General features: G+C 73.9%; 20 protein-coding genes and 1 tRNA gene. 10 read left to right on the top strand and 11 right to left on the bottom strand.

The genetic code is table 11. The annotated features are described in order from the left end of the window. Position 1: 1 nt before the first annotated feature. The 3 genes from GGQ55_RS10395 to GGQ55_RS28330 are packed head-to-tail and all read right to left on the bottom strand — an operon-like array spanning position 2 to position 2,435. Entirely contained in the window at positions 2–607 is a 606-nt protein-coding gene (locus tag GGQ55_RS10395; protein WP_218859240.1) for a dihydrofolate reductase family protein, read from the bottom strand. Between the two features lie 29 nt (positions 608–636). Beyond that, positions 637–1,311 carry a response regulator gene (locus GGQ55_RS10390; protein WP_179716410.1) on the bottom strand — a complete coding sequence of 225 codons (675 nt, stop codon included), beginning with the start codon at positions 1,309–1,311 and terminating at the stop codon, positions 637–639. After that, entirely contained in the window at positions 1,308–2,435 is a 1,128-nt protein-coding gene (locus GGQ55_RS28330; RefSeq protein ID WP_179716408.1) for a sensor histidine kinase, read from the bottom strand. Before GGQ55_RS28330 ends, GGQ55_RS10390 begins: the two co-directional genes overlap by 4 nt. Positions 2,436–2,605: 170 nt before the next feature. Between GGQ55_RS28330 and GGQ55_RS10380 the strand changes: the two genes are divergently transcribed. After that, positions 2,606–3,196 carry a hypothetical protein gene (locus tag GGQ55_RS10380; RefSeq protein WP_179716406.1) on the top strand — a complete coding sequence of 197 codons (591 nt, stop codon included), beginning with the start codon at positions 2,606–2,608 and terminating at the stop codon, positions 3,194–3,196. 11 nt (positions 3,197–3,207) lie between these two features. Here GGQ55_RS10380 and GGQ55_RS10375 read toward each other — a convergent pair whose 3' ends face one another. After that, positions 3,208–3,753: an LURP-one-related/scramblase family protein gene (locus GGQ55_RS10375; protein ID WP_218859239.1), complete on the bottom strand. Its 546-nt coding sequence runs from the start codon at positions 3,751–3,753 to the stop codon at positions 3,208–3,210. 123 nt (positions 3,754–3,876) lie between these two features. Between GGQ55_RS10375 and GGQ55_RS10370 the strand changes: the two genes are divergently transcribed. Beyond that, complete coding sequence (locus tag GGQ55_RS10370; RefSeq protein WP_179716404.1) at positions 3,877–4,557, top strand: NADPH-dependent F420 reductase; 681 nt, start codon at positions 3,877–3,879, stop codon at positions 4,555–4,557. A gap of 12 nt (positions 4,558–4,569) precedes the next feature. Here GGQ55_RS10370 and GGQ55_RS10365 read toward each other — a convergent pair. After that, positions 4,570–4,656, bottom strand: a tRNA-Ser gene (locus GGQ55_RS10365). Positions 4,657–4,811: 155 nt separating this feature from the next. Between GGQ55_RS10365 and helR the strand changes: the two genes are divergently transcribed. The 4 genes from helR (at position 4,812) to GGQ55_RS10345 (ending at position 8,840) form a co-directional block, all read left to right on the top strand. Then, entirely contained in the window at positions 4,812–6,968 is a 2,157-nt protein-coding gene (gene helR, locus GGQ55_RS10360; protein WP_179716402.1) for an RNA polymerase recycling motor ATPase HelR, read from the top strand. Positions 6,969–7,036: 68 nt separating this feature from the next. Next, the gene (locus tag GGQ55_RS10355) at positions 7,037–7,726 is read left to right on the top strand and encodes a hemerythrin domain-containing protein (RefSeq protein ID WP_218859238.1); all 690 of its coding nucleotides are present in this window, start codon (positions 7,037–7,039) and stop codon (positions 7,724–7,726) included. Beyond that, on the top strand, positions 7,723–8,361 hold the full coding sequence (locus GGQ55_RS10350; protein WP_218859237.1) for a TetR/AcrR family transcriptional regulator: 639 nt from the start codon (positions 7,723–7,725) through the stop codon (positions 8,359–8,361). The genes GGQ55_RS10355 and GGQ55_RS10350 overlap by 4 nt, the downstream gene beginning before the upstream one ends. Then, positions 8,358–8,840 carry an SRPBCC family protein gene (locus GGQ55_RS10345; protein ID WP_179716400.1) on the top strand — a complete coding sequence of 161 codons (483 nt, stop codon included), beginning with the start codon at positions 8,358–8,360 and terminating at the stop codon, positions 8,838–8,840. The genes GGQ55_RS10350 and GGQ55_RS10345 overlap by 4 nt, the downstream gene beginning before the upstream one ends. Positions 8,841–8,955: 115 nt before the next feature. Here GGQ55_RS10345 and GGQ55_RS10340 read toward each other — a convergent pair whose 3' ends face one another. Together GGQ55_RS10340 and GGQ55_RS10335 are read right to left on the bottom strand one after the other, a co-directional pair. Then, the gene (locus GGQ55_RS10340; protein WP_179716398.1) at positions 8,956–9,819 is read right to left on the bottom strand and encodes an LLM class flavin-dependent oxidoreductase; all 864 of its coding nucleotides are present in this window, start codon (positions 9,817–9,819) and stop codon (positions 8,956–8,958) included. Between the two features lie 59 nt (positions 9,820–9,878). Next, positions 9,879–11,600 carry a glycoside hydrolase family 2 protein gene (locus GGQ55_RS10335; protein ID WP_179716396.1) on the bottom strand — a complete coding sequence of 574 codons (1,722 nt, stop codon included), beginning with the start codon at positions 11,598–11,600 and terminating at the stop codon, positions 9,879–9,881. A gap of 81 nt (positions 11,601–11,681) precedes the next feature. Between GGQ55_RS10335 and GGQ55_RS10330 the strand changes: the two genes are divergently transcribed. After that, the gene (locus GGQ55_RS10330; protein ID WP_179716394.1) at positions 11,682–12,242 is read left to right on the top strand and encodes a hypothetical protein; all 561 of its coding nucleotides are present in this window, start codon (positions 11,682–11,684) and stop codon (positions 12,240–12,242) included. Positions 12,243–12,314: 72 nt separating this feature from the next. Further along, positions 12,315–13,520: a cation:proton antiporter gene (locus GGQ55_RS10325; RefSeq protein WP_179716392.1), complete on the top strand. Its 1,206-nt coding sequence runs from the start codon at positions 12,315–12,317 to the stop codon at positions 13,518–13,520. On the opposite strand, the gene GGQ55_RS10320 is transcribed toward GGQ55_RS10325, so the two are convergent. The 3 genes from GGQ55_RS10320 to GGQ55_RS10310 form a co-directional block, all read right to left on the bottom strand. Continuing rightward, positions 13,477–14,337 (bottom strand): MaoC family dehydratase, encoded by an 861-nt coding sequence (locus GGQ55_RS10320; RefSeq protein WP_366489047.1) that lies wholly within the window; start codon positions 14,335–14,337, stop codon positions 13,477–13,479. The two genes, GGQ55_RS10325 and GGQ55_RS10320, sit on opposite strands and share 44 nt — an antisense overlap. Continuing rightward, entirely contained in the window at positions 14,334–15,659 is a 1,326-nt protein-coding gene (locus GGQ55_RS10315) for a 3-oxoacyl-ACP reductase (RefSeq protein WP_179716390.1), read from the bottom strand. Before GGQ55_RS10315 ends, GGQ55_RS10320 begins: the two co-directional genes overlap by 4 nt. Before the next feature lie 72 nt (positions 15,660–15,731). Continuing rightward, positions 15,732–17,066 carry an acetyl-CoA C-acetyltransferase gene (locus tag GGQ55_RS10310; RefSeq protein WP_179716388.1) on the bottom strand — a complete coding sequence of 445 codons (1,335 nt, stop codon included), beginning with the start codon at positions 17,064–17,066 and terminating at the stop codon, positions 15,732–15,734. A 75-nt stretch (positions 17,067–17,141) separates the two neighbouring features. On the opposite strand from GGQ55_RS10310, the gene GGQ55_RS10305 reads away from it, so the two are divergent. Together GGQ55_RS10305 and GGQ55_RS10300 are read left to right on the top strand one after the other, a co-directional pair. Then, on the top strand, positions 17,142–17,831 hold the full coding sequence (locus GGQ55_RS10305; protein WP_366489046.1) for a TetR family transcriptional regulator: 690 nt from the start codon (positions 17,142–17,144) through the stop codon (positions 17,829–17,831). After that, a complete protein-coding gene (locus tag GGQ55_RS10300; protein ID WP_179716384.1) occupies positions 17,828–19,882 on the top strand; it encodes an acyl-CoA dehydrogenase family protein in 2,055 nt (684 codons plus the stop codon). The genes GGQ55_RS10305 and GGQ55_RS10300 overlap by 4 nt, the downstream gene beginning before the upstream one ends. Before the next feature lie 69 nt (positions 19,883–19,951). Here the strand turns inward: GGQ55_RS10300 and GGQ55_RS10295 are convergent, their stop codons facing one another. Then, on the bottom strand, positions 19,952–21,505 hold the full coding sequence (locus tag GGQ55_RS10295) for an amidase (RefSeq protein ID WP_179716382.1): 1,554 nt from the start codon (positions 21,503–21,505) through the stop codon (positions 19,952–19,954). Positions 21,506–21,521 lie beyond the last annotated feature (16 nt).

Raw genomic sequence — 21,521 nt, 5'->3', positions numbered from 1 at the left:
GCTAGCTGCGCGGGCTGACCCGGTACCGGATGTGGGTGGCGCGCGGCGAGTGCCCGACCTCCACCGGGGTGAGCTCGACGTGGCTGAGGTCGAACATCGACTCACCCCGCCCGAGCACCACCGGGGCGAGGTCGACGACGAGCTCGTCGAGCGCGCCGGAGGCCATCGCCTGGCGCACGGTCGAGGCGCCACCGGCGATGTCGACCACGCCGTCCTCCCCGGCCACCTCGCTCGCCTGCTTCAGGGCGGAGTCGAAGCCGTCGGTGACGAAGTAGAAGGTCGTGCCCCCCGCCATCTCCAGCGGCTCCCGCGCATGGTGGGTGAGCACGAACACCGGGGCGTGGTAGGGCGGCTCCTCCCCCCACCAGCCGCGCCAGTCGCCCTCCCAGGGGCCGCGGATCGGGCCGAACATGTTGCGCCCCATGACGTAGGCGTTCCCCCGCTCGAGCAGCTGCTCGGTCCAGGGGACGTCCTCGGGGAGGAGCGAGCCCATGTGCCACCGGTGCACCGCGTGGCCGCCGATGCCGAGCGGGTTCTCCTGCGACTGGTCCGGGCCGGCGACGAAGCCGTCGAGGGACATCGACATGTGCGAGATGACGGTGGCCATGCCGTCCAGACTGCCGGAAAGCCCGGTACTCATCGGTGGCCGGTCGCGGAGGCGGAGCCGGGTTCGACCAGTCCGCTCTCGTAGGCGAAGACGACGGCCTGGACGCGGTCGCGCAGGTCGAGCTTGGCGAAGACGCGGGCCACGTGGGTCTTCACCGTCGCCTCGCCGACGAACAGCGCGGCCGCGATCTCGGCGTTGGACAGCCCCCGCGCCAGCAGCCGCAGCACCTCCAGCTCCCGCGCGCTCAGCTCGGCCAGCGCCGGTGCCGCGTGCGCGGGGGCCGGGCGCGTGAGGAAGCGCTCGATCAGCCGCTGGGTGATCGCCGGCGCGAGCAGCGCCTCACCCCGCGCCACGGTGCGGACGGCGGTGACCAGCTGGTCGCGCGGTGCGTCCTTGAGCAGGAAGCCGCTCGCGCCGGCCCGGACCGCGGCGTAGACGTACTCGTCGAGGTCGAACGTCGTCAGCACCAGCACCCGGGCCTCGACCCCGGCCTGGCGCAGCCGGCGGGTCGCCTCGATGCCGTCGAGCCCCGGCATGCGCACGTCCATCAGGACGACGTCCGGCCGCAGCTCCCTCGCCAGCCGCACCGCCTGCTGACCGTCGCCCGCCTCGCCGACGACCTCGATGCCCTCGGCGAGCTCCAGGATCAGCCGGAAGCCGGAGCGCACGAGCTCCTGGTCGTCGGCGAGCAGGACGCGGATCACGTCAGCGGCAGCTTCACGCGCAGGGCGAAGCCACGGGTGCCCGGTCCGGCGGCGAACTCGCCCCCGAGCAGGGCCACCCGTTCCCGGAGCCCGGCGAGGCCGCGGCCGCTGCCGCCGCCCGCCCCGGAGCCGTCGCCGTCGTCGTCGACCTCGACGGTGACCGCGTCCGGCTCGTAGCGGAGCAGGACGTCGACCCGGGCGGCGCCGGCGTGCTTGCGCACGTTGGTCAGCCCTTCCTGCAGCACCCGGAAGGCGGCCAGGTCCAACGCCTGCGGCAGGGGCGCGGCTTCTCCCTCGGCCCGGAAGCGGACGTCGAGACCGGCCGCGCACGCCTGCTCCAGCAGCTCGGGAGCCCGGGCCAGGCCGGGGCCGGGCGCCAGCTCGGGCGCCTCGTCGCCGCCGAGCGCGCCGAGCACCCGCCGCATGTCGGTCAGCGCCGCCCTCGCGGTGTCCCGGATCGCGACCAGCGGTTTCTGGACGAGCGCGGGGTCGCGGGCCAGCGCGCCCTCGGCGGCGTCGGCCTGGACGGCGATCACGCTCATTGCGTGGGCCACCTCGTCGTGCAGCTCGCGGGCGATCCGGCTGCGCTCCTCGGCGACGGCGGTCCGGGCCCGCTCCTCCCGCTCGTGCGCGAGCTGTTCGGCCAGCCGCTCCAGCGCCGCCGCCCGCAGCCGCTGCTGGCGCACGTAGAGCCCGGCGAACATCGGGGCGAGGGCCAGCGCGACGTCGCCGAGCAGGCTCCACGAGTGCTCGTGCTGCGGCCCGAGCCAGCTCCACGTGCTGACGCCGAGGACGGCGGCCTCGCCGAGAACCAGCCGCACGGTGCTGGCCGAGTGCGCGCCCAGCGAGTACTGCACGAGCAGCAGCGCCAGCAGCTCCGGCACCGAGTCGTGGTAGCCGCCGACGGCGACCTCGACCAGCTCCGCCCCCGCGATCGTCAGCGCGACGGCCAGCGGGTAGCGGCTGCGCCAGGCCAGCGGCAGCGTCCAGACCGGGGCCAGCACGTAGCTGATCGCGCCCCCGCCCGGCTGCACCCCGCTCGCGAGCGTGACGAGCCGGGCCACGAGCAGACCGACCGCGATCAGCGCGTCCCCGAGCGGCGCACCGGCCACCGTCCTCCGCACGCCGCGAAAACTAGCTCTCCACCAGGCGGATCCACATCCCCCGCGCGGCGGACCACGGCCCGCGCGGATCACCCGCGGGGCGGAGCCGGAACATCCCCGCGCCGGACCCGCGCCGGTGGTCGCCGTCCTAGCGTCTGGCGCCGTCCCGACCTGATCGAGGAGGAACCCAGATGAGCGACACCGTCACCGCAGCCACCCCCGTGGACGAGGCCCGCCGCACGGCACGGACCCGCGCCCTGATCTCCCTGTACGTCGGCGCCGCGAGCGCCGTCGCCCTCGCCGCGGTCCTCGTGTTCGTGCCGACGTCGACCGACGACGACGCCTTCCACCACGTCGGCGACTACTTCTTGACCGCGCTCGGCATCCCCGCCGTGCTCGTGGTGGCCGCCCTGCTGCCCGCGCTGCGCACCCTGCAGGAGCGGCGCGACGGCCGGCTGGGCATGGCCGGCATCGTCGCCACCTGCGCGGGTGCGCTCGTGCTGACCGGGATGTTCGTGTACGGGCTGATCGCCGCCACGGGCAGCTCGCTCGGCCCGACCTACCTGCTCGCCTCGGGCGCGATGATCATCGGCGTCGTCCTCTTCGCGATCGGGTCCTGGCGCACCGGGCTGCTGCCGCGCTGGCTGCTGGTCGCCTGGCCGGTCGCGTGGGCCGTCGGCGGCCTGCTGCCGGTCCTCCCCGGACCGTCGCCGCTGCTGCTCGCCGCCGCCTACCTGGCCATGGCCGTGACCCTGCCGCGCCGGGGGACGACGACGAGCTGACAGACAGCGCCTCAGCGGTCCGGGTGGGCCATCGAGTCGACGGCGACGGTGGCCGCCAGGACCAGCACGGGGTCGCGGTCGGGCTCCATCTCCACGCCGTAGGTGTCGGCGACCCGGAACCACTTCTTCGACACCGTGGCCACGGTCGAGCGCCCCTCGCTGATCGTGTACTCGTGGTCGACGATGTTGCCCTGGATGTCCCAGTCGGGGCCGTTCTCCACGTGGACGACCCAGCGGTCCCGCAGCGGGCTGACCAGGGCCTTCTTGACCATGGCCATCCGGTGGCCGTCGCCGTCCTCGATCTCCATCGAGTCCTTGATCCGGAGCATCCGCTCCTGGATCTTGGCCCGCTCGTGGCCGTCGGCGTCCTCCAGGATCATGGTCTTGCGCATCCGCAGCGCTTTGCCGTCGACCTTGTAGGACCGCCCTCCCCGGTCGTCCTCGATCCAGTAGTCGTCGCCGATCGAGATCAGCCGCTGCCGCATCCGGTAGTGGATGTTCCCGCCGCCCCGGCGCTCCTCGCGCCGTTCCTGCCGGCGCTCCCGGCCTCCCAGCATGGTCGTCCCCCTTCCGTCGTCCCCCGGGACGGCGAGCGTCGCCTCCGTGCGACAGGTGGCACCTCATCCGCAGCGGCGGAGACCGGCGGGAAGAACGCGGCCCAGGGTGCGTTGGCGGCAGGCATGACGACCATCGGGCTCATCGGCAGCGGACACATCGGCAGCACCGTGGCGCGGCTGGCGGTCGACGCCGGGCACGACGTGGTGCTGAGCAACAGCCGGGGACCGGACACCCTGGCCGACCTGGTCGGCGAGCTCGGCCCGCACGCGCGCGCGGCCAGCGCGGCCGAGGCCGCCGCGGCCGGCGATCTCGTGGTGGTGACGATCCCGCTGAAGGCCTACCGCGACGTACCGGTCGAGCCGCTGCGCGGCAAGGTCGTCATCGACACCGGCAACTACTACGCGCAGCGCGACGGGAACATCGCCGAGCTCGACGACGGGACGACGACGAGCAGCGAGCTGCTCCAGGCGCACCTGCCGGAGTCGCACGTGGTGAAGGTGTTCAACAACATCTACTTCGGCCACCTCGGCAGCCTGCAGCGCCCGGCCGGGTCCCCCGAGCGGTCGGCGCTGGCGATCGCCGGTGACGACGAGGCGGCCAAGCAGGCGGTGACGCGGTTCCTCGACTCGATCGGCTACGACGCCTACGACGCCGGCCCGCTCGCGGAGGGCTGGCGCTACGAGCCCGGCACCCCCGCCTACGGCCAGCCCTACGTCACTCCCGGTGCGGACTTCCCGGGACCCGCGCACCAGGTCCCGGCCGCGCAGCTGAAGCAGGCACTGGACGCGGCCGTGCGTCCCTGACGCCCGTGCGAGCGGAGGGCGTGGGATTCGAACCCACGATGGGTTTGACCCCATAGCGGTTTTCAAGACCGCCGCCATCGGCCACTAGGCGAGCCCTCCCGGCTGAGCCGGTGCCGATGCTACGGAACGCGAAAGGGAAGGGAGACACGTCTCCCTTCCCACTTCAACGTATAGCGCGTGGTGGGGCTTGCGGCAAGACCCAGGTGAGGTCGCAGAATCGCCGGGTTTCTCGCACCCCGATCAGAGCGGACGACGTGAATTCCCTGAGCACCAGCGTGTTCTCCCTGCCCGCCAACCTCACCGCCAAGGCCGACCCGGGGCTCATCTCCCGCGACGAGCAGCACTTCGCGGCGATCGCCGAGAGCCTCGCCCGGTCCATCGCCGAGCTGACCGAACGCCTCGACGCCGAGCGCAGGTCGCCCGGCGGCATCGGCCAGAAGGCGCTGGACCGCGACCTGGAGATCCACCGGCTGACCTCCCGGCTGCGCACTCTGCGCCGGTTCGGCCTGGACCTCTGCCTCGGCCGCATCCTCTTCGCCGACGACCCGGAGCCGGTCTACATCGGCCGGCTGGGCCTCACCGACCCCACCGGCCGCCGGCTGCTGGTCGACTGGCGCTCCCCCGCCGCCGAGCCGTTCTTCGCCGCCACCCACGCCCACCCCGAGGGGCTGGTCAGCCGCCGCCGCTACCGCTGGACCCGCGGCCGGATCACCGACTACTGGGACGAGGTGTTCACCGCCGACGGGCTCGAGGGGCACGCCGCGCTCGACGACCAGTCCGCGTTCATCGCCAGCCTCGGCAGCGACCGCTCGCCCCGGATGCGCGACGTCCTGGGCACCATCCAGGCCGACCAGGACGCCATCATCCGGGCCGGTTCCGACGGTGCGCTGGTCGTGGACGGCGGCCCCGGCACGGGCAAGACCGTCGTCGCCCTGCACCGGACCGCCTACCTGCTCTACGCCGATCCGCACCTCGGCCACCACCGGGGCGGCGTCCTGTTCGTCGGCCCGCACCAGCCCTACCTGGCCTACGTCTCCGACGTCCTGCCCAGCCTCGGCGAGGAGGGCGTGCAGACCGTCACCCTGCGCGACCTCGTGCCCGAGGGCGCCGCGGCCGGCGTCGAGACCGACCCGGAGGTCGCGCGGCTGAAGTCGTCGGCCGACCTGGTCGCGGCGATCGAGACCGCCGTGCGGTTCTACGAGGAGCCCCCGACGACGACGCTGACGGTCGAGACGCCGTGGGCGGACCTGCGCCTGCGCGCCGACGACTGGGCCGAGGCGTTCGAGACGCCCGACCCGGGCACGCCGCACAACGAGGCGCGCGACCAGGTCTGGGAGGCGGTGCTCGCGATCCTCGGCGACCAGTTCGAGGAGGACGACGACGCCTCCCCCGACGACCTGCGCCGGTCACTGGCGCAGAACCGCGAGCTGGTCGCGGCGTTCAACCGGGCCTGGCCGCTGATCGACGCGCCCGACCTGGTCGCGGACCTGTGGTCGGTGCCGGCCTATCTGCGCAGGTGCGCGCCCTGGCTGAGCGCGGAGGAGATCCGCCGGCTGCAGCGGGACGACGCCCGTGCGTGGACGCTCTCGGACCTGCCGCTGCTCGACGCGGCGCGGCAGCGGCTCGGCGACCCGGAGACCTCCCGCCGGCGTCGCCGGGCGGAGGCCGCGGCCGCCGCCGAGCGCGAGCGGATGTCGGGCGTCATCGACGAGCTGATCGCCGCCGACGACTCCGAGCTGCTGCTGATGACGACCCTGCGCCACTCCGACCTGCGCGAGGCCCTGGTCGACCAGGCCGCCCTGCCGACCGCCGAGCCCGACAGGCTGGCCGGCCCGTTCGCGCACGTCGTCGTGGACGAGGCCCAGGAGCTGACCGACGCCGAGTGGCAGATGCTGCGGCTGCGCTGCCCCTCGGGGAGCTTCACCATCGTCGGCGACCGCGCCCAGGCCCGGCACGGGTTCACCGAGTCGTGGCAGGAACGGCTCGCGCGGGTCGGCGTCGAGCGGGTCGGCCTGGCCTCGCTGACGGTCAACTACCGCACGCCCGAGGAGGTCATGGCCGAGGCCGAGCCGGTCATCCGGGCCGCGCTCCCCGACGCCAACGTGCCGACCTCCATCCGCAGCACCGGCGTCCCGGTCCGGCACGGATCGGTCTCCGAGCGGGACGCGATCCTCCAGGCGTGGCAGACCGAGCACGCCGAGGGCGAGGGGATCGCCTGCGTGATCGGCGACCCGACCTTCAAGGGGACGCCGCGCATCCGGTCGCTGACGCCCGAGCTGGTCAAGGGGCTCGAGTTCGACCTGGTCGTCCTCGTGGATCCGCAGGACTTCGGCGAGGGCATCGAGGGCGCGGTCGACCGCTACGTCGCGATGACGCGGGCCACGCAGCGGCTCGTCGTCCTGACGTCGTGAGGCTTTAGCTGGAACAGCCTTGTATCGAACCCACGCCGGTTCTACCGTGTGCGCCGGAGGTGAGTCCGATGACGACTCAGGACACTCCGGCCGACACCCGGATCATGGGAATCGTCCACGCCGCCCTGCAGCGCGACCTGCGCCGGGCCCGCGACGTGCTCGGGGCCGCGCCCCCTCCGGAGGGCGGTCAGCGCCGGGCGCTGGGCGCGCACGTGCAGTGGCTGATGCAGTTCCTGCACGGCCACCACACCGGCGAGGACGACGGCCTCTGGCCGCTCGTGCGCGACCGCAACCCGGCGGCCGGACCCCTGCTCGACTCGCTGGAGGCCGACCACGCCCGGATCGCCCCCGCGGCGGAGGCGGTGACCGCGGCCGCGCGCGAGTACGCGACGACCACGACCGACGGGCCGCGGGCCGCCCTCCTGGCCGCGCTGGACCGGCTGGTCGAGGTGCTCGTCCCGCACCTGGACCGGGAGGTGGCCGAGGCGATGCCGGTGGTCGCGGCGAGCATCACCGACCGGGAGTGGGACGCCGTCGAGCAGGAGTACAACGTCAAGCCCAAGTCGATGCGGGAGCTGGGGTTCGAGGGTCACTGGCTGCTCGACGGCATCGACCCCGAGGGCTACGACGTCGTCGTCCACACGGTGCCGGCGGTGCCGCGGTTCGTGCTGCTGCACGGCTTCGCCCGCAGCTACCGGCGGCACTCGGCCGCCTGCTGGTCGCCGGTCGTCCCGCAGCCGCGGACGGCGGTGCGTTGACCGCTCCCGGTCGTCGGGCCTACCGATCCCCCCGCCGGCAGCAGCAGGCCGCGGAGACCCGGGCCGGCGTGCTGGCCGCCGCCACCGCGCTCTTCGGCACGCGCGGCTGGTCGGCCACCGGGATGCGCGACGTCGCGCGCGAGGCCGGCGTCGCGGTGGAGACGGTGTACGCCAACTTCCGGTCGAAGACCGAACTGCTGATGGCGGCCATCGACGTCGGCGTCGTCGGCGACGCCGACCCGGTGCCCCTGGCGCAGCGTCCGGAGTTCGCCCGGCTGTCGGCCGGGGAGCTCGCCGACCGGATCACCGCGGCCGCGCACCTCATGACCGACATCAACCGGCGGATCTCCGGGCTGCGCCGGGCGCTCGCCGAGGCCGCGGGCAGCGAGCCGGAGCTCGCCGCGAAGCTCCTCCAGGCCGAGAACCGGCGCCGGGTCAACGTCCGGCAGGGCGTCGAGCTCGTCACCGGCCGGGACGTGGGCGAGGACCTGCGCGACGAGATCTGGGCGATGTCGGGCGTCGACGTCTTCCACCTGCTCACCGAGATCGCGGGGTGGTCGGTGGCGAAGTACGAGCGGTGGGTGGCCGACGTGCTGGGCAGGCTGCTCGTGCCCGGGGAGGAGGGACGGCGATGAGGCGGGTGCAGAAGAGCTCGTGCGTCAGCGTCGTCGTCGACGCGCCCGTGGACGACGTGTGGCGGGTGATCGCCGACGTCCGGCGCACCGGCGAGTGGAGCCACGAGTGCCGGTCGGGTGAGTGGTTGGACGGTGCGGACGCCGCCGCCCCCGGTGTGCGCTTCCGCGGCCGGAACCGGGCCCGCTGGTGGCGGTGGACGCGCACCTGCCGGATCGTCGTCGCCGACCCGCCGTCCGAGCTGGTCTGGCGCACCGTGCCGACCCGGCTGATCCCGGACAGCACCGAGTGGCGCATCCGGCTGGCGCCGGAGGGCGGGGGCACGCGGATCACGCAGTCGTTCGAGGTGGTGCGGGCCCCGCGGCTGCTCGACCCGGTCTACGCGCTGCTGATCCCGGACCACCGGGATCGCGATGCGCGGCTCACCGACGACCTCAGGCGGATCGGCGCGGTCGCGGCCGGGCGGGGCGTGCCGTTGTGAACCACCGGCCGGGCGGTGGAGCCGAAGCAATGTGCGTGTGTGGCGGGTTCTGGCCGCAGAACCCGCCACACACGCACATCACTGAACGATCCTCGCTTCCCGACGGCCAGCGGAGTCAGCCGAAGACGACCTCCGCGAGCCGGTCGACCTGGTCGAGCTCGGCGACGGTGGGGTCGAGGACCAGCTCGTCGACGCCGGCGTCCTCGAACGCGGCGATCACGTCCTTGATCGCCTGGGGCGAGCGGTGGGCGCCGCCGGCGATCATCTCGGCGACCTGCGGACCGAGGATCCCGTAGTAGTCGAGGAGGTACGCGCGCGAGCGCTCCTCGGTGTCACCGAGGCCGAAGTAGTTGAGCGCAGCGATCGTCGGGGAACCGTCCCGACCCGCCTCGCGCCAGGCGGCTCGGACCCGCTCCGCGAAGGGGCCGGTCGCCTGCGGCGGCGCGCCGCCCGCCGTCCACCCGGACCCGTGCTCGACGGTCCGGCGGATCGTCGCGTCGCTGGTGCCGCCGATGAGGATCGGCACCCCGCCGGGGCCGGGGTCCGGGGCGGGCGGCTTCGAGCCCTCCGCGAGGGGTTCGCCGGACCACGCCCGGCGCAGATCGGCGAGCTGCTGGTCGAACAGCCGTCCGCGGCGGCCGAAGTCGCGGCCGGCCAGCGCGAAGTCGTCCGGCCGGCCGCCGACGCCCAGGCCGAGGGTGAGCCGGCCGCCGCTGAGCTGCTGCACGGTGGCTGCCTGCTTGGCCAGCTCGGCGCTGCTGCGGGTGGGGGCGAGCAGCACGTTCGTCACCAGCCCGATCCGCTCGGTGACCGCGCCGGCCGCGCCGAGCACGCTCAGCTCCTCGAAGCCGGGATAGGCGATCCGCCCGATCGTCGCGAGGGTGGAGAACCCGGCCGCCTCGGCCCGCCGGGCCCAGTCGAGCAGGAGGGGGCCGGTGGCCCCGGTGACGGTGTTCGGGATGCCGATGCCGATGTCCATGACGTTCCCCTCTCGTCGGGTCGTGCTCGCGCCAACCCCGGAGGCGGCGTCCGGATTCCTCAGCGGCCCTCGGTCGCGCGGCGCAGGTCCTCGGGGTCCACCTTCGGCACCCGGTCGGCGGTGAGCAGGCCGTTCACCTCCTGGTAGGTGTCGGTCAGCTGCGTCCAGCAGGCGCCGGCGAGCGCGTCGCTCGCGTGCACCGCGGCCCACTGCGCGCGGTAGCGCTCGAGCAGGTCCTCCGGCGAGCGCGCGTCGGCGTAGCCCCAGTCGCGGCCGCCGGAGTTCAGCGAGATCCCGCCGAACTCCGACAGGACGACGGCCCGGCCGCCCGGGCCCGCGCGGTCGAGATCGGCCAGCCGCCCGTCGCCGCGCCGCGCCGCCACCGTGCGCGCCACCGACTCCGCCGTCCCGTACCGGGCGGCCAGCACGGCGGGGTCCTGCGTGTAGTCGTGCACACCGAAGACGTCCCCGCCGAGGGTCTCCCAGCCGTCGTCCGCCGACACCGGCCGGGTGCCGTCGAGCGCGTCGGCGACCGCGGTCAGCCCGCGCACCAGCGCCCGCTGCCGCGGGTCGACCTCCGCCTCCTGCACGCCCCAGCCCTCGTTGACCGGGACCCAGGCGACCACGCTCGGGTGCCCGCGGTGCGCGACCACGACGTCGGCCCACTCGCGCAGCAGCCGTGCGGACGACGTCGGGCCCGGCCGGTGCGCCGACGGCATCTCCGCCCACACCAGCAGCCCCATCCGGTCGGCGAGGGCCAGGTAGCGGGGGTCCTCGGTCTTCTGGTGCTTGCGGGCGCCGGTGAACCCGAGGGCGCGGGTCAGCTCCAGGTCGCGGCGCAGCGCTTCACCGTCGGGCGGCGTGGCGCCGGTCTCCGGCCAGTAGCCCTGGTCGAGCACCAGCCGCAGCGGCGCCGTCCTGCGGTTGACGAGGAACCGGCCGTCCTCGACGCTCACCGAGCGCAGCGCCGTGTAGCTCTCGGCCTCGTCGAGCACCGTGCCGTCGTCGTCGGTGAGCGCGAGCTCGGCGTCGATCAGCACCGGCGCCCCGGGGAACCACAGCAGGCCCTCCCGGTCGTCGAAGCCGCCGTCGCCCACCTGCAGCGTGCGCTCGACGACCGCGCCGTCCACCCGGACGACGTCGTCGGCCAGCAGCCGCTCGCCGTGCCTGAGCCGGACGTGCAGCCGGCCGCGGAACGGGACGGACAGCTCGACCCGCACGTCGACGCGCAGCGTGTCGGGGTCGCCGCGCCACAGCACGTCGGCGATGTGCACCGGCGCGACCTGCTCCAGCCACACGGTGCGCCAGATGCCGGTGGTCGATGGGTACCAGATGGCGTGCGGCTCGTCCCGCCAGTCCTGCTTGCCCCGCGGCGCCTCGCCGTCGACCGGGTCGTCGGCACGGACGACGAGCTCCCCGCTGCAGTCGGTCACGTCGACGCTGAACGGGGTGTAGCCGCCCTCGTGGTGGGCCACGTGCGCGCCGCCGACCCAGACGTCGCAGACGCGGTCGACCGCGCCGAAGTGCAGGAGGGTGCGCCGGTGGCCGGGGTCGGGCAGGGGGCGGCGGTACCAGGCGCGATTCAGCGGCGATCCGGTCCAGCCGACGCCGCTCGCCGGGGTCTCCGGGGCGTACGGCACCTGGATCCGCCGGTCGAAGACGACGTCGCCGATCGCCTGCTTGAGATCGGGGTCCGCGGCGAACTCCCACTCGCCGGACAGCGACGTCCAGGGACGGCGGAGCAGCGGCCGCGGGTGCTCGGTCGGATCGGTCGACGGCATCCCGAAGTCCTACCGCACCCGGAAGCCTTGCCGCCCCGGGCCGACCGTCGCCACACTCGCGACGCCGACCAGGGAGGTCCCGTGCCCGAGACGACTGCGGTCCCGCCGATCGAACTGCAGCTGCGGGTGACGGACGGCGCCGCCGTCCTGCTCTCGCTCGCCCAGCGCCGGGCCGCGTGGCTGGAGGCCTCGGCACGGTCGACCGACGACGACCTCTTCGCGCTGAACACCATCGGGACCGACATCGAGAGCGCCTTCGGCGAGGCGCCGACGCACGCCCTGGCGCTGCGCGACGTGTTCGAGCAGTACGGGCCGTGGTGCAACGAGCAGATCGCGGCCGCCCTGAGCATCGGGCAGTTCGGGGACGGCGAGCGCGCCGCCTTCGCCCGGGTGATCGACGTGACGGATGGCGACTACGCGCGCCGGGGGACGGAGCTGGCCTCGACGGTTCTCGAGGGCGGCCTGCGGACCGATCTGCGCAACCGGATCGACGGCATCGTGCTGGCCGCCGACGCGCACGACGTGGGTTGCGGCCTGATGGCGTTCGCGGCCATGGGCGGCCTGATGACGTGCCCGAAGACGCTCGGCGCCGGCTGCGCCCTCGGCGCCGGCGCGATGATCACCCTCGCCGCTTTCTGCTGAAGCGGAGGCTGTCGGCGCAGGAAACCTGACCGCTCGGCCTCCGAACGCGCTGCCGACGCATCCGGAGCCGCCATGGACCACAACCTGGCACCCGCCTCGCTGGTCGCCGTCGCCGTGGTCGCCCTCGCGGCCCCGATCCTCGTCGGCCTGGTCCCGCGCCTGCCCGTTCCCCAGGTGGTCCTGCTGCTCGTGGGCGGCATCCTGATCGGCCCGCAGGTGCTCGGCCTCAGCAGCCCCGAAGACGTCCAGGTGCTGGCCGACGTCGGGCTCGGCTTCGTCTTCCTCCTGGCCGGCTACGAGATCGACCTGCGCTGGTTCGGCCAGGACGCCGGACGTCGGGCGGTCGTGGCCTGGTTCGTCTCGCTGGCGCTCGCCCTCGCGGTGACCGGCGTGCTCGCCGGCACCGGCCTGGTCGACGCCTTCGTGCCGGTCGCGCTGGCGCTGACCACCACGGCCCTGGGCACGCTGCTGCCGATCCTGCGCGACCGCGGGCTGCTGACCGGCCGGCTCGGGCGCTACCTGCTCGCTGCCGGCGGCGCCGGAGAGCTCTTCCCGGTGCTGGCCATCGCGGTGTTCCTCGGTACGCAGAGCCGGTTCGCCGCCCTGCTGTCGCTGGCGGCGGTCGCCGTCCTGGGCGTCCTGCTCGGCCTGGCCCGACGGGTCGTGCGCGACGGAGGCCGGCTGTCCACCGTCGTCCGGCTCGGCCAGCACGAGACCGCGCAGATCACCCTGCGCGCGACGATGCTGCTCCTCGTCGTCCTCGTGGCGCTGGCCGACCGGTTCCACCTGGACGCGGTGCTCGGCGCGTTCCTCGCCGGGGTGGTGCTCCGGCACTGGGCCGGTGGCGCCGCGCCGGCGCTGGAGTCGAAGCTGGACGCCGTCGGCTACGGGTTCTTCGTGCCGATCTTCTTCGTCTACTCGGGGATGGCGCTCGACCTGCGCTCGATCGCCGGGACGCCGCTGCGCATGCTGCTGTTCTTCGCGTTGATGGTCGCGGTCCGCGGCCTCCCGGCGCTGGCCGTCTACCGGGGAGTCCTGTCGCTGCGGCAACGCACCCAGACGGTGCTGATCACGGCGACGTCCCTCCCCTTGCTGGTCGCCCTCACGGAGATCGGTCGGCGCAGCGGCACGATGCTCCCCGAGAACGCAGCCGCGCTGGTCGGCGCCGGCGTCCTGACGGTGCTCGTGCTGCCCACGCTGGCCGTCGTCCTCGACCGGCCGGCGGTGGACGCCGTCAGGACGGCCGGACCGTCCCGACCAGGTGGCCGGTCCCGTTGACCGCGTTGCGGACGGCGAAGTCCCAGCCGCCGCCGGCCTCGGCGGTCGACAGCGCCACCGTCGAGGGCAGGTACAGGGGCTTCTGGAAGCCGACGTCGACGCTGAGCGCATCGGGCAGCCGGCCGGACAGCGCCGCCAGCGCGCGGGCCTTGACCCACATGCCGTGCGCGATCGCCCGCTTGAAGCCGAACGCCTTCGCCGACAGGCCCGACAGGTGGATCGGGTTCACGTCGCCGGAGACCTTGGCGTAGCGGCGGCCGGCGTCGTCAGGGACCCGCCAGGTGGCCACCTGCCGCACCTCGCCGATCGCCACCGACGTCTCGGACTCCGGCGCCCCCTCGGGCGCCTTCGCCCCGCGCGCGAGGTAGGTCGACCGGCCGCGCCAGACCTCCTCACCGTCGACGCTCGCCGACGCGCAGAGGTCGACGGTGGCGCCCTTGCCGTGCCGGGCGAACCGCTCGGCCCAGACCTCGAGGTCCAGCGGCTCGGCGGCGCCGATCGGCCGCAGCACGTCGATCCGGTTGCGCACGTGCACCAGCCCGGGCAGGGCCAGCGGGAACGAGCGGTCGCTCATCAGCGCGACCTGCAGCGGGAAGGCGAGCACGTGGGGGTAGGTGGCGGGCAGGACGTCGGACAGGCCGAACCCGCAGACCCGGTCGTAGGCCGCCAGGTCGCCCCGGTCGACCTGCACGCCGGTGCGCGCCACCCGCGTCGACGGCAGCGCGCCGCCGCGGCCGCGCGCGGTGAGCGCGGCCTTGGCGAACAGCGCCGGCATCGCCGGAGGGCCGCTCAGCACGGTGCGGGCGTCCACGCTCACGCCCCCAGCAGCGACTGGCCGCACACCCGCACGACCTGCCCGTTCACCCCGGCGCTGGCCGGCTGCGACAGCCAGGCGATCGTCTCGGCGACGTCGACCGGCAGCCCGCCCTGCTGCAGCGAGTTGAGCCGGGCGCCGACCTCGCGGGTGCCGAAGGGCATCTGGGCCGTCATCTCGGTGACGATGAAGCCCGGCGCGACGGCGTTGATGGTGGCCCCGCGCTCGGCGAAGGCGGGCGCCCAGGCGCGCACCATGCCGATGACGCCGGCCTTCGACGCCGCGTAGTTGGTCTGCCCGCGGTTGCCCGCGATGCCGGACTGCGAGCTCACGGCGACCACGCGACCGCCGGGCTTGAAGACGTCGCCCTCCAGCAGCGCCTGGGTGATGTCCAGCTGGGCCTGCAGGTTCACCGCCATGACCGAGTTCCAGCGGGCGGCGTCCATGTTGACCAGCAGCTTGTCGCGGGTGATGCCGGCGTTGTGGACGACGACGTCCACCCCGCCGTGCCGCTCCTCCAGGTGCGCGATCAGCCGCTGCGCCGCGTCGGGGGCGGTGATGTCGAGCTGCAACGCCGTCCCGCCGATCTCGTTGGCGACGTCGGCCAGCGACTGCCCGGCGGCCGGGATGTCGACGGCGACCACGTGCGCGCCGTCCCGGGCCATGACCTTCGCGATCGCGGCGCCGATGCCCCGCGCCGCGCCGGTGACCACGGCGACCTTGCCGTCCAGGGGGCGGACGTCGTCCTGGTCGGGGATCTCGGCGGTGCTCAGCGTGACCGGCTGGCCGTCGACGTAGGCCGAGCGCCCGGAGAGGAAGAACCTCAGGGGGCTTGCCACCGACGCCTCGGCACCGGCCGGCACGTAGAGCAGGTTCGCCGTCGAGCCGTCGCGCAGCTCCTTGCCGATGGAGCGGACCAGCCCGTCGAGGGCCTGCCGCGCCGCAGCCGCCGCCGGGGAGTCGGCGTCCGACGCCGGGTCGCCCAGCACGACCACGCGGCCGCTCGGCCGCAGCCGCTTCACCGCCGGTGCGAGGAAGTCGTGCGCGGCGGCCAGGTCGGCCGGCCCGGTCAGCCCGGTGGCGTCGAGGATCACCGCGGCCGGTTTCCCCCCGTCGTCGTCCGTGCTCACCCCGGCGTCCTTGAGGACGGCGCTCAGCGTCTCGCGCAGCCGGCCCTCCCCCGCCGAGCCGACGACCGCCGGCCCGGGCAGCAGCGGCTGCCCCGGCTCGTAGCGGCGCAGCACGCCCGGGCGGGGCAGACCGAGCTGCTTGGTGATCGTCGTCCCGATCCCCGAGTGCGCGAAGTCGCGGTACCAGTCACTCACTGCAAAGCCTCCAGAAGGTGGTTTCGCGCGCTTAACCGCGCGCGGTTGAGCGCGCGAAACCTCGGATGTGGGTCAGGACTCGAGGATGGCGACGACGCCCTGGCCGCCGGCCGCGCAGATCGAGATCAGGCCGCGCTTGCCCGGGCCCGCCTCGTGCAGCTGCTTGGCCAGCGAGGCGACGATCCGCCCGCCGGTCGCGGCGAACGGGTGCCCGGCCGCCAGGGACGAGCCGTTGACGTTGAGCTTCGAGCGGTCGATCGAGCCGAGCGGAGCGTCCAGGCCCAGCCGGCCCTTGCAGAACTCCGGGTCCTCCCAGGCCTTGAGCGTGGCCAGGACCGTCGAGGCGAAGGCCTCGTGGATCTCGTAGTAGTCGAAGTCCTGCAGGGTCAGCCCCTGCCGGGCGAGCATCACCGGCACCGCGTAGACCGGCGCCATGAGCAGGCCCTCGCCGCCGTGCACGTAGTCGACCGCGGCGGTCTGCGCGTCGACCAGGTGCGCGAGCACCGGCAGGTCGTGCTCGGCCGCCCACTCGTCGGAGGCCAGCAGGACGGCCGACGCGCCGTCGGACAGCGGGGTCGAGTTGCCCGCGGTCATCGTCGCCTCGGCCCCGGCCGGCAGCGCCTTGCCGAACACCGGCTTGAGCGTGGCGAGCTTCTCCACCGACGAATCCGGGCGCAGGTTCTGGTCGCGGGTCAGGCCCAGGTACGGGGTGACCAGGTCGTCGAAGAAGCCGCGGTCGTAGGCGGCGGCGAGGTTCTGGTGCGAGCGGACGGTCAGCTCGTCCTGCTCCTCGCGGCCGATCTCCCACTCGTTCGCGGTCAGCTGCGCGTGCTCGCCCATCGCCAGGCCGGTGCGCGGCTCGGCGTTGCGCGGGATCTCCGGCGAGATCATCCCCGGCCGGATGCCGGCCAGGGCCTTGAGCCGGTCCTGCACCGTCTTGGCGCTGTTGACCTTGATGAGCACCCGCCGCAGGTCGTCGTTGACCGCGAGCGGGGCGTCGGAGGTGGTGTCGACGCCGCCGGCGATGCCCGACTCGATCTGCCCGAGGGCGATCTTGTTGGCGACGAGAACCGCCGCCTCCAGACCGGTGCCGCACGCCTGCTGCACGTCGTAGGCCGGCGTCGTCGCCGACAGCTTGGAGCCGAGGACGGCCTCGCGGGTCAGGTTGAAGTCGCGCGAGTGCTTGAGGACGGCGCCCGCCACGACCTCCCCGACCTGCTGGCCCTGCAGCCCGAAGCGGGCGACGAGCCCGTCGAGCGTGGTGGTGAGCATGTCCTGGTTGGAGGCCTGCGCGTACGTCGAGTTCGACCGCGCGAACGGGATGCGGTTCCCGCCGACGATCGCGGCCTTGCGAGTGGCGGCGCCAGTGGCGGCGCGACTGGCGGCTTTGCGGGGCTGGGCAGCCATCGGGTCCTCCGGGGTCGGTGGAATTGCTCGGTACCGACAGTATCAGGTACTGTCCGACACATGAAAGTTGGGACGGTGAGACCTGCGTCGCAGGACAAGATCGCTCACGGTGGCGAGGGCCGCGAGTCGAAGCCCGCGGGAGAGCCCCGCGATCGCCGCGACTCGAGGTGGGACGCGCACCGCGCGCAGCGGCGCCAGGAGCTGGTCGACGCGACGCTCGCCGCGGTCGGCAAGCACGGCGCCGGCGTCGGCATGGAGGAGATCGCCGCCGAGGCCGGCACCAGCAAGACCGTCGTCTACCGGCACTTCGCCGACCGCGCCGAGCTGCACGTCGCCGTCTGCAACCGGGTGGCCTCGCAGCTGCTGCCCAAGCTGCGCGAGGCGATCGAGAGCAACGCGCAGCCGCGCCACATGGTCGCCGCGGCGATCGAGACCTACCTGGCGTTCGTCGAGGCCGACCCCGAGCTCTACCGGTTCGTCGTCCACCCGCCGCAACCGGACCGGCCGGACCCGCTCACCAGCCTGGCCGACCTCGTCGGCGAGCAGGCCGCGGCCGCCGTCTCGGTCGCGCTGCAGCAGTCCGGCCGCGACGTGGCCGCCGCGGCGCCGTGGGGCCACGGCGTCGTCGGGCTGGTCCGCTCGGCCGCCGACTGGTGGCTGCGCGCCGAACGCCCCATGCTCCGCAGCGAACTCGCTGCTCATCTGACCGAACTCGCGTGGTCGGGCCTCTCGACCATCGGCACCCACCCTCAGGAGGAGAAGTGACGTCGACCCTGCCAACGACCGTGGACCCGGGGAAGCTCCAGGAGGTCCTCGACGGCCGCTGGGGCCACGTCCGGCGCGACGCCCGTGAACACCTCGGCGACCCCGAGTTCGCACCGGTGTACGGCGAGACGATGCAGGAAGCCCGCGAGCGGATCAGCCGGCTGGCCAAGAAGCTGGCCGCCACCGGCCGGGTCGGCCTCGGCTTCCCCAAGGAGTACGGCGGCCAGGACGACTCCGGCGGCTCGGTGGCCTCCATCGAGATGCTCGCCTTCGGCGACCTGTCGCTGATGGTCAAGGCCGGCGTGCAGTGGGGCCTGTTCGGCGGCGCCGTCCAGCTGCTGGGCACCGAGCGGCACCACCGCGCGCACCTCGCCGACATCATGAGCTTCGACCTGCCCGGCTGCTTCGCGATGACCGAGACCGGGCACGGCTCCGACGTCCAGCAGCTGCGCACCACCTGCACCTACGACGCGGAGACGGGCACCTTCGACCTGCACACCCCGCACGAGGCCGCGCGCAAGGACTACATCGGCAACGCCGCCAAGGACGGCCGGATGGCCGTCGTCTTCGCCCAGCTGATCACCCAGGGCAAGAACCACGGCGTGCACGCCTGGCTGGTGCCGATCCGCAACGACGACGGCACCCCGTGCGAGGGCGTCACCATCGGGGACGACGGTCCGAAGGCCGGCCTGCTCGGCGTCGACAACGGCCGGCTGAGCTTCGACCACGTGCGCGTGCCCCGCGACATGCTGCTCGACCGGTACGGCCAGGTCGCCGAGGACGGCACCTACACCTCGAGCATCGAGAACGAGACCCGCCGCTTCTTCACCATGCTCGGCACGCTGGTGCGCGGGCGGGTGAGCGTCGGCGGCTCGGCCGGATCGGCCACGAAGATGGCTCTGGACATCGCCGTCCGCTACGGCAACGTGCGCCGCCAGTTCGCCGCCCCCGGCAAGGACCGCGAGATCGTCATCAACGACTACCTCGTGCACCAGCGCAAGCTGCTGCCGGCGCTGGCCACCTCCTACGCGCTGCACTTCGCGCAGGAGGAGCTGGTCAGCACGATGCACGACGTGCAGTACAAGACCCACGTCCTCGGCGAGGAGATCGACGAGGCCGGGCAGCGCGAGCTGGAGTCGCGGGCGGCGGGACTCAAGGTGGCCAACACCTGGCACGCGACCCGGACCATCCAGATGGCGCGCGAGGCGTGCGGCGGCGCCGGCTACCTGGCCGAGAACCGGCTGCCCGCGCTCAAGGCCGACACCGACGTCTTCACCACGTTCGAGGGCGACAACACCGTCCTGCTGCAGCTGGTCGCCAAGGGCCTGCTCACCGGCTACCGCGACGCGTTCGGCTCGCTGGACGGCTGGGGCAAGGTCGGCTTCGTCGCCGATCTGGTCCGCGAGACGGTCCTCGAGCGGACGGCGGCCCGCGGGCTGATCGCCCGCCTGGTCGACGCGGTGCCGGGCCGGGACGACGACGTCCCGATGCTCGACCGCGGGTGGCAGCTGAAGATGTTCGAGTTCCGCGAGAAGCACTCCCTCGAGGGCGCGATCAAGCGGCTGCGCAAGAACGCGGCGACCGAGGGCATGGAGCCCTTCGACATGTTCAACGACGTCCAGGACCACGTCCTGCGGACGGCGCAGACGCACATCGACCGGGTGATCCTCGAGGCGTTCGTCGCCGGCATCGAGCGGACGACGGACCCCGACGCCCAGGCCCTGCTCGAGAAGCTCTGCGACCTCTACGCGCTGTGGACGATCGAGCAGGACAAGGCGTGGTTCCTGGAGCACGGCCGGCTCACCCCGACCCGGGCCAAGGTGCTGACCGCGACGGTGAACACGCTGCTCAAGGAGCTGCGGCCGCACATGACCACCCTGGTGGACGCGTTCGCGATCCCGGCTGCGTGGAAGGCCGCGAAGATCCTCGAGGAGGAGGACGACCGCCAGGAGGCGATGGCCGCCCGCGACGCCGAGGTGCGCCAGGGCGCGGAGGGCCGCCAGGCCTCGAAGGAGAGCGCCACCGACCTCGAGGTCGCCCCGGCCCAGTAGAAGGACCCCCCTGCCCCCCGCCGCGAGCAAGCTCGCGGCGGGGCCCTGCAGGGGGGCCGTTCCATCACGTCACCAGGCCGTGGCGGGTTCGCGGACGGGTGGGGCCGGGAAGCCGCCGAGCAGCTGCTCGTAGGCGTGCGCGACCTTGAGGCAGGTCGTGTCCTCGAACCGGCGGCCGACCAGCATCATCCCGACCGGCAGCCCCTCGGAGAGACCGGCCGGGACGCTGGTCGCCGGGTGCCCGCTGACGTCGAACGGCGCGCAGTTGACGATCATCTCCAGCCCGCGCGCGATCCGGACCTCGAGCGGGTCGTCCGGCGCCGGGATCGTGCGCGCCACCATCGGCACCGTCGGCATCACCAGCAGGTCGACGTCGGCCAGCGCCGCGTCGTACCGGGCGCGCACCTCGAAGGCGAGGTTGCGGGCCATCGCGTAGTGCCGGGTGTGCAGCTTCTCCACCGACCACCGCCCGGCCAGCGCGGTCACCGTCACCGTCGGCGACCAGCGGTCTCCCACCTCGCGGCGCTGCCGGCCGTAGTGCTCGACCAGCTCGGGGTCGTAGAGCCCCCAGTAGTTGTGGCCGTAGCCCTCGCCGTCGACCATCTGGATCGTCGCGCCGTCCGTGGCGATGACCGCCCACACCGCCATGGCGTTCGTGTGCCAGGGGACGTCGACGTCGACCACCTCGATGCCGAGCTCGCGCAGCCGGCCGGCGGCCGCGCGCACCGTCTCGTCGACGCCGTCCTCCGACAGCCCGGGGATCCCGAAGCCCTGCGCGACCACGCCGACGCGCAGCCCGGCGACGTCGCCGCCGAGGGCCGCCGCGTAGTGCTCGGGCGCCAGGTCGGCCGGCTGCCGCGGGTCGAGGCCGTCGCGGCCGGCGAGGACGTCGAGCATCGCGGCGGCGTCGGCGACCGTGCGGGTCATCGGCCCGAGGTGGTCGAGGGTCAGCTCGATCGGGAAGGCGCCGGTGTAGGGCACCAGGCCGTGGGTCGGCTTGTGGCCGACGATGCCGGAGAAGGCCGCCGGCATCCGGATGGAGCCGCCCTGGTCGCCGCCGAGCGCGAGGTCCACCTCTCCGGCGGCCACCAGCGCGGCGCTGCCGCTGGAGCTGCCGCCGGTGGTCCGGGACGGGTCCCACGGGTTGCGCACCGGTCCGGTGCACGAGGTGTGGCTGCCGCCGGAGAAGCAGAGGTCCTCGCAGACGGCCTTGCCGGTGATCGTCGCGCCCGCGGCCAGCAGCCGGCTGACCACGGTGGCGTCGCGCGTGGGCACGAAGCCCTCCAGCGTGTGCGAGCCGTTCATCATCGGGACGCCGGCCACCGCGGTGTTGTCCTTGATCGCCACGGTGCGCCCGGCGAAAGGACCGTCGTCGGCGCCCCGGATCTCGGTCCGCACGTACCAGGCGCCGAGCGGGTTGTCCGCCTCCTCGGGCCACGTGACGGGGCGGTCGGCGGGCGGCTCCGGGCGGATCGCCTCGTACAGCTCCTCGACCGCCTCGTAGGCGTCGAACGAGCCGGCGACCAGCAGGGCGTAGGTGTCGAGGTCGGCGTCGGTGTGCTGCAGCCCGTACGCGCGGGCCAGCGCGGCGACGTCGTCGCGATCGGGTCGAGGGACGGCCATGGCAACCTCCGGGGCG

The organism is Petropleomorpha daqingensis (assembly GCF_013408985.1).
GTDB classification, from domain to species: domain Bacteria; phylum Actinomycetota; class Actinomycetes; order Mycobacteriales; family Geodermatophilaceae; genus Petropleomorpha; species Petropleomorpha daqingensis.
Note: the sequence above shows the minus strand (reverse complement) of the source record. Positions and strands in the feature narration are given on the sequence as shown.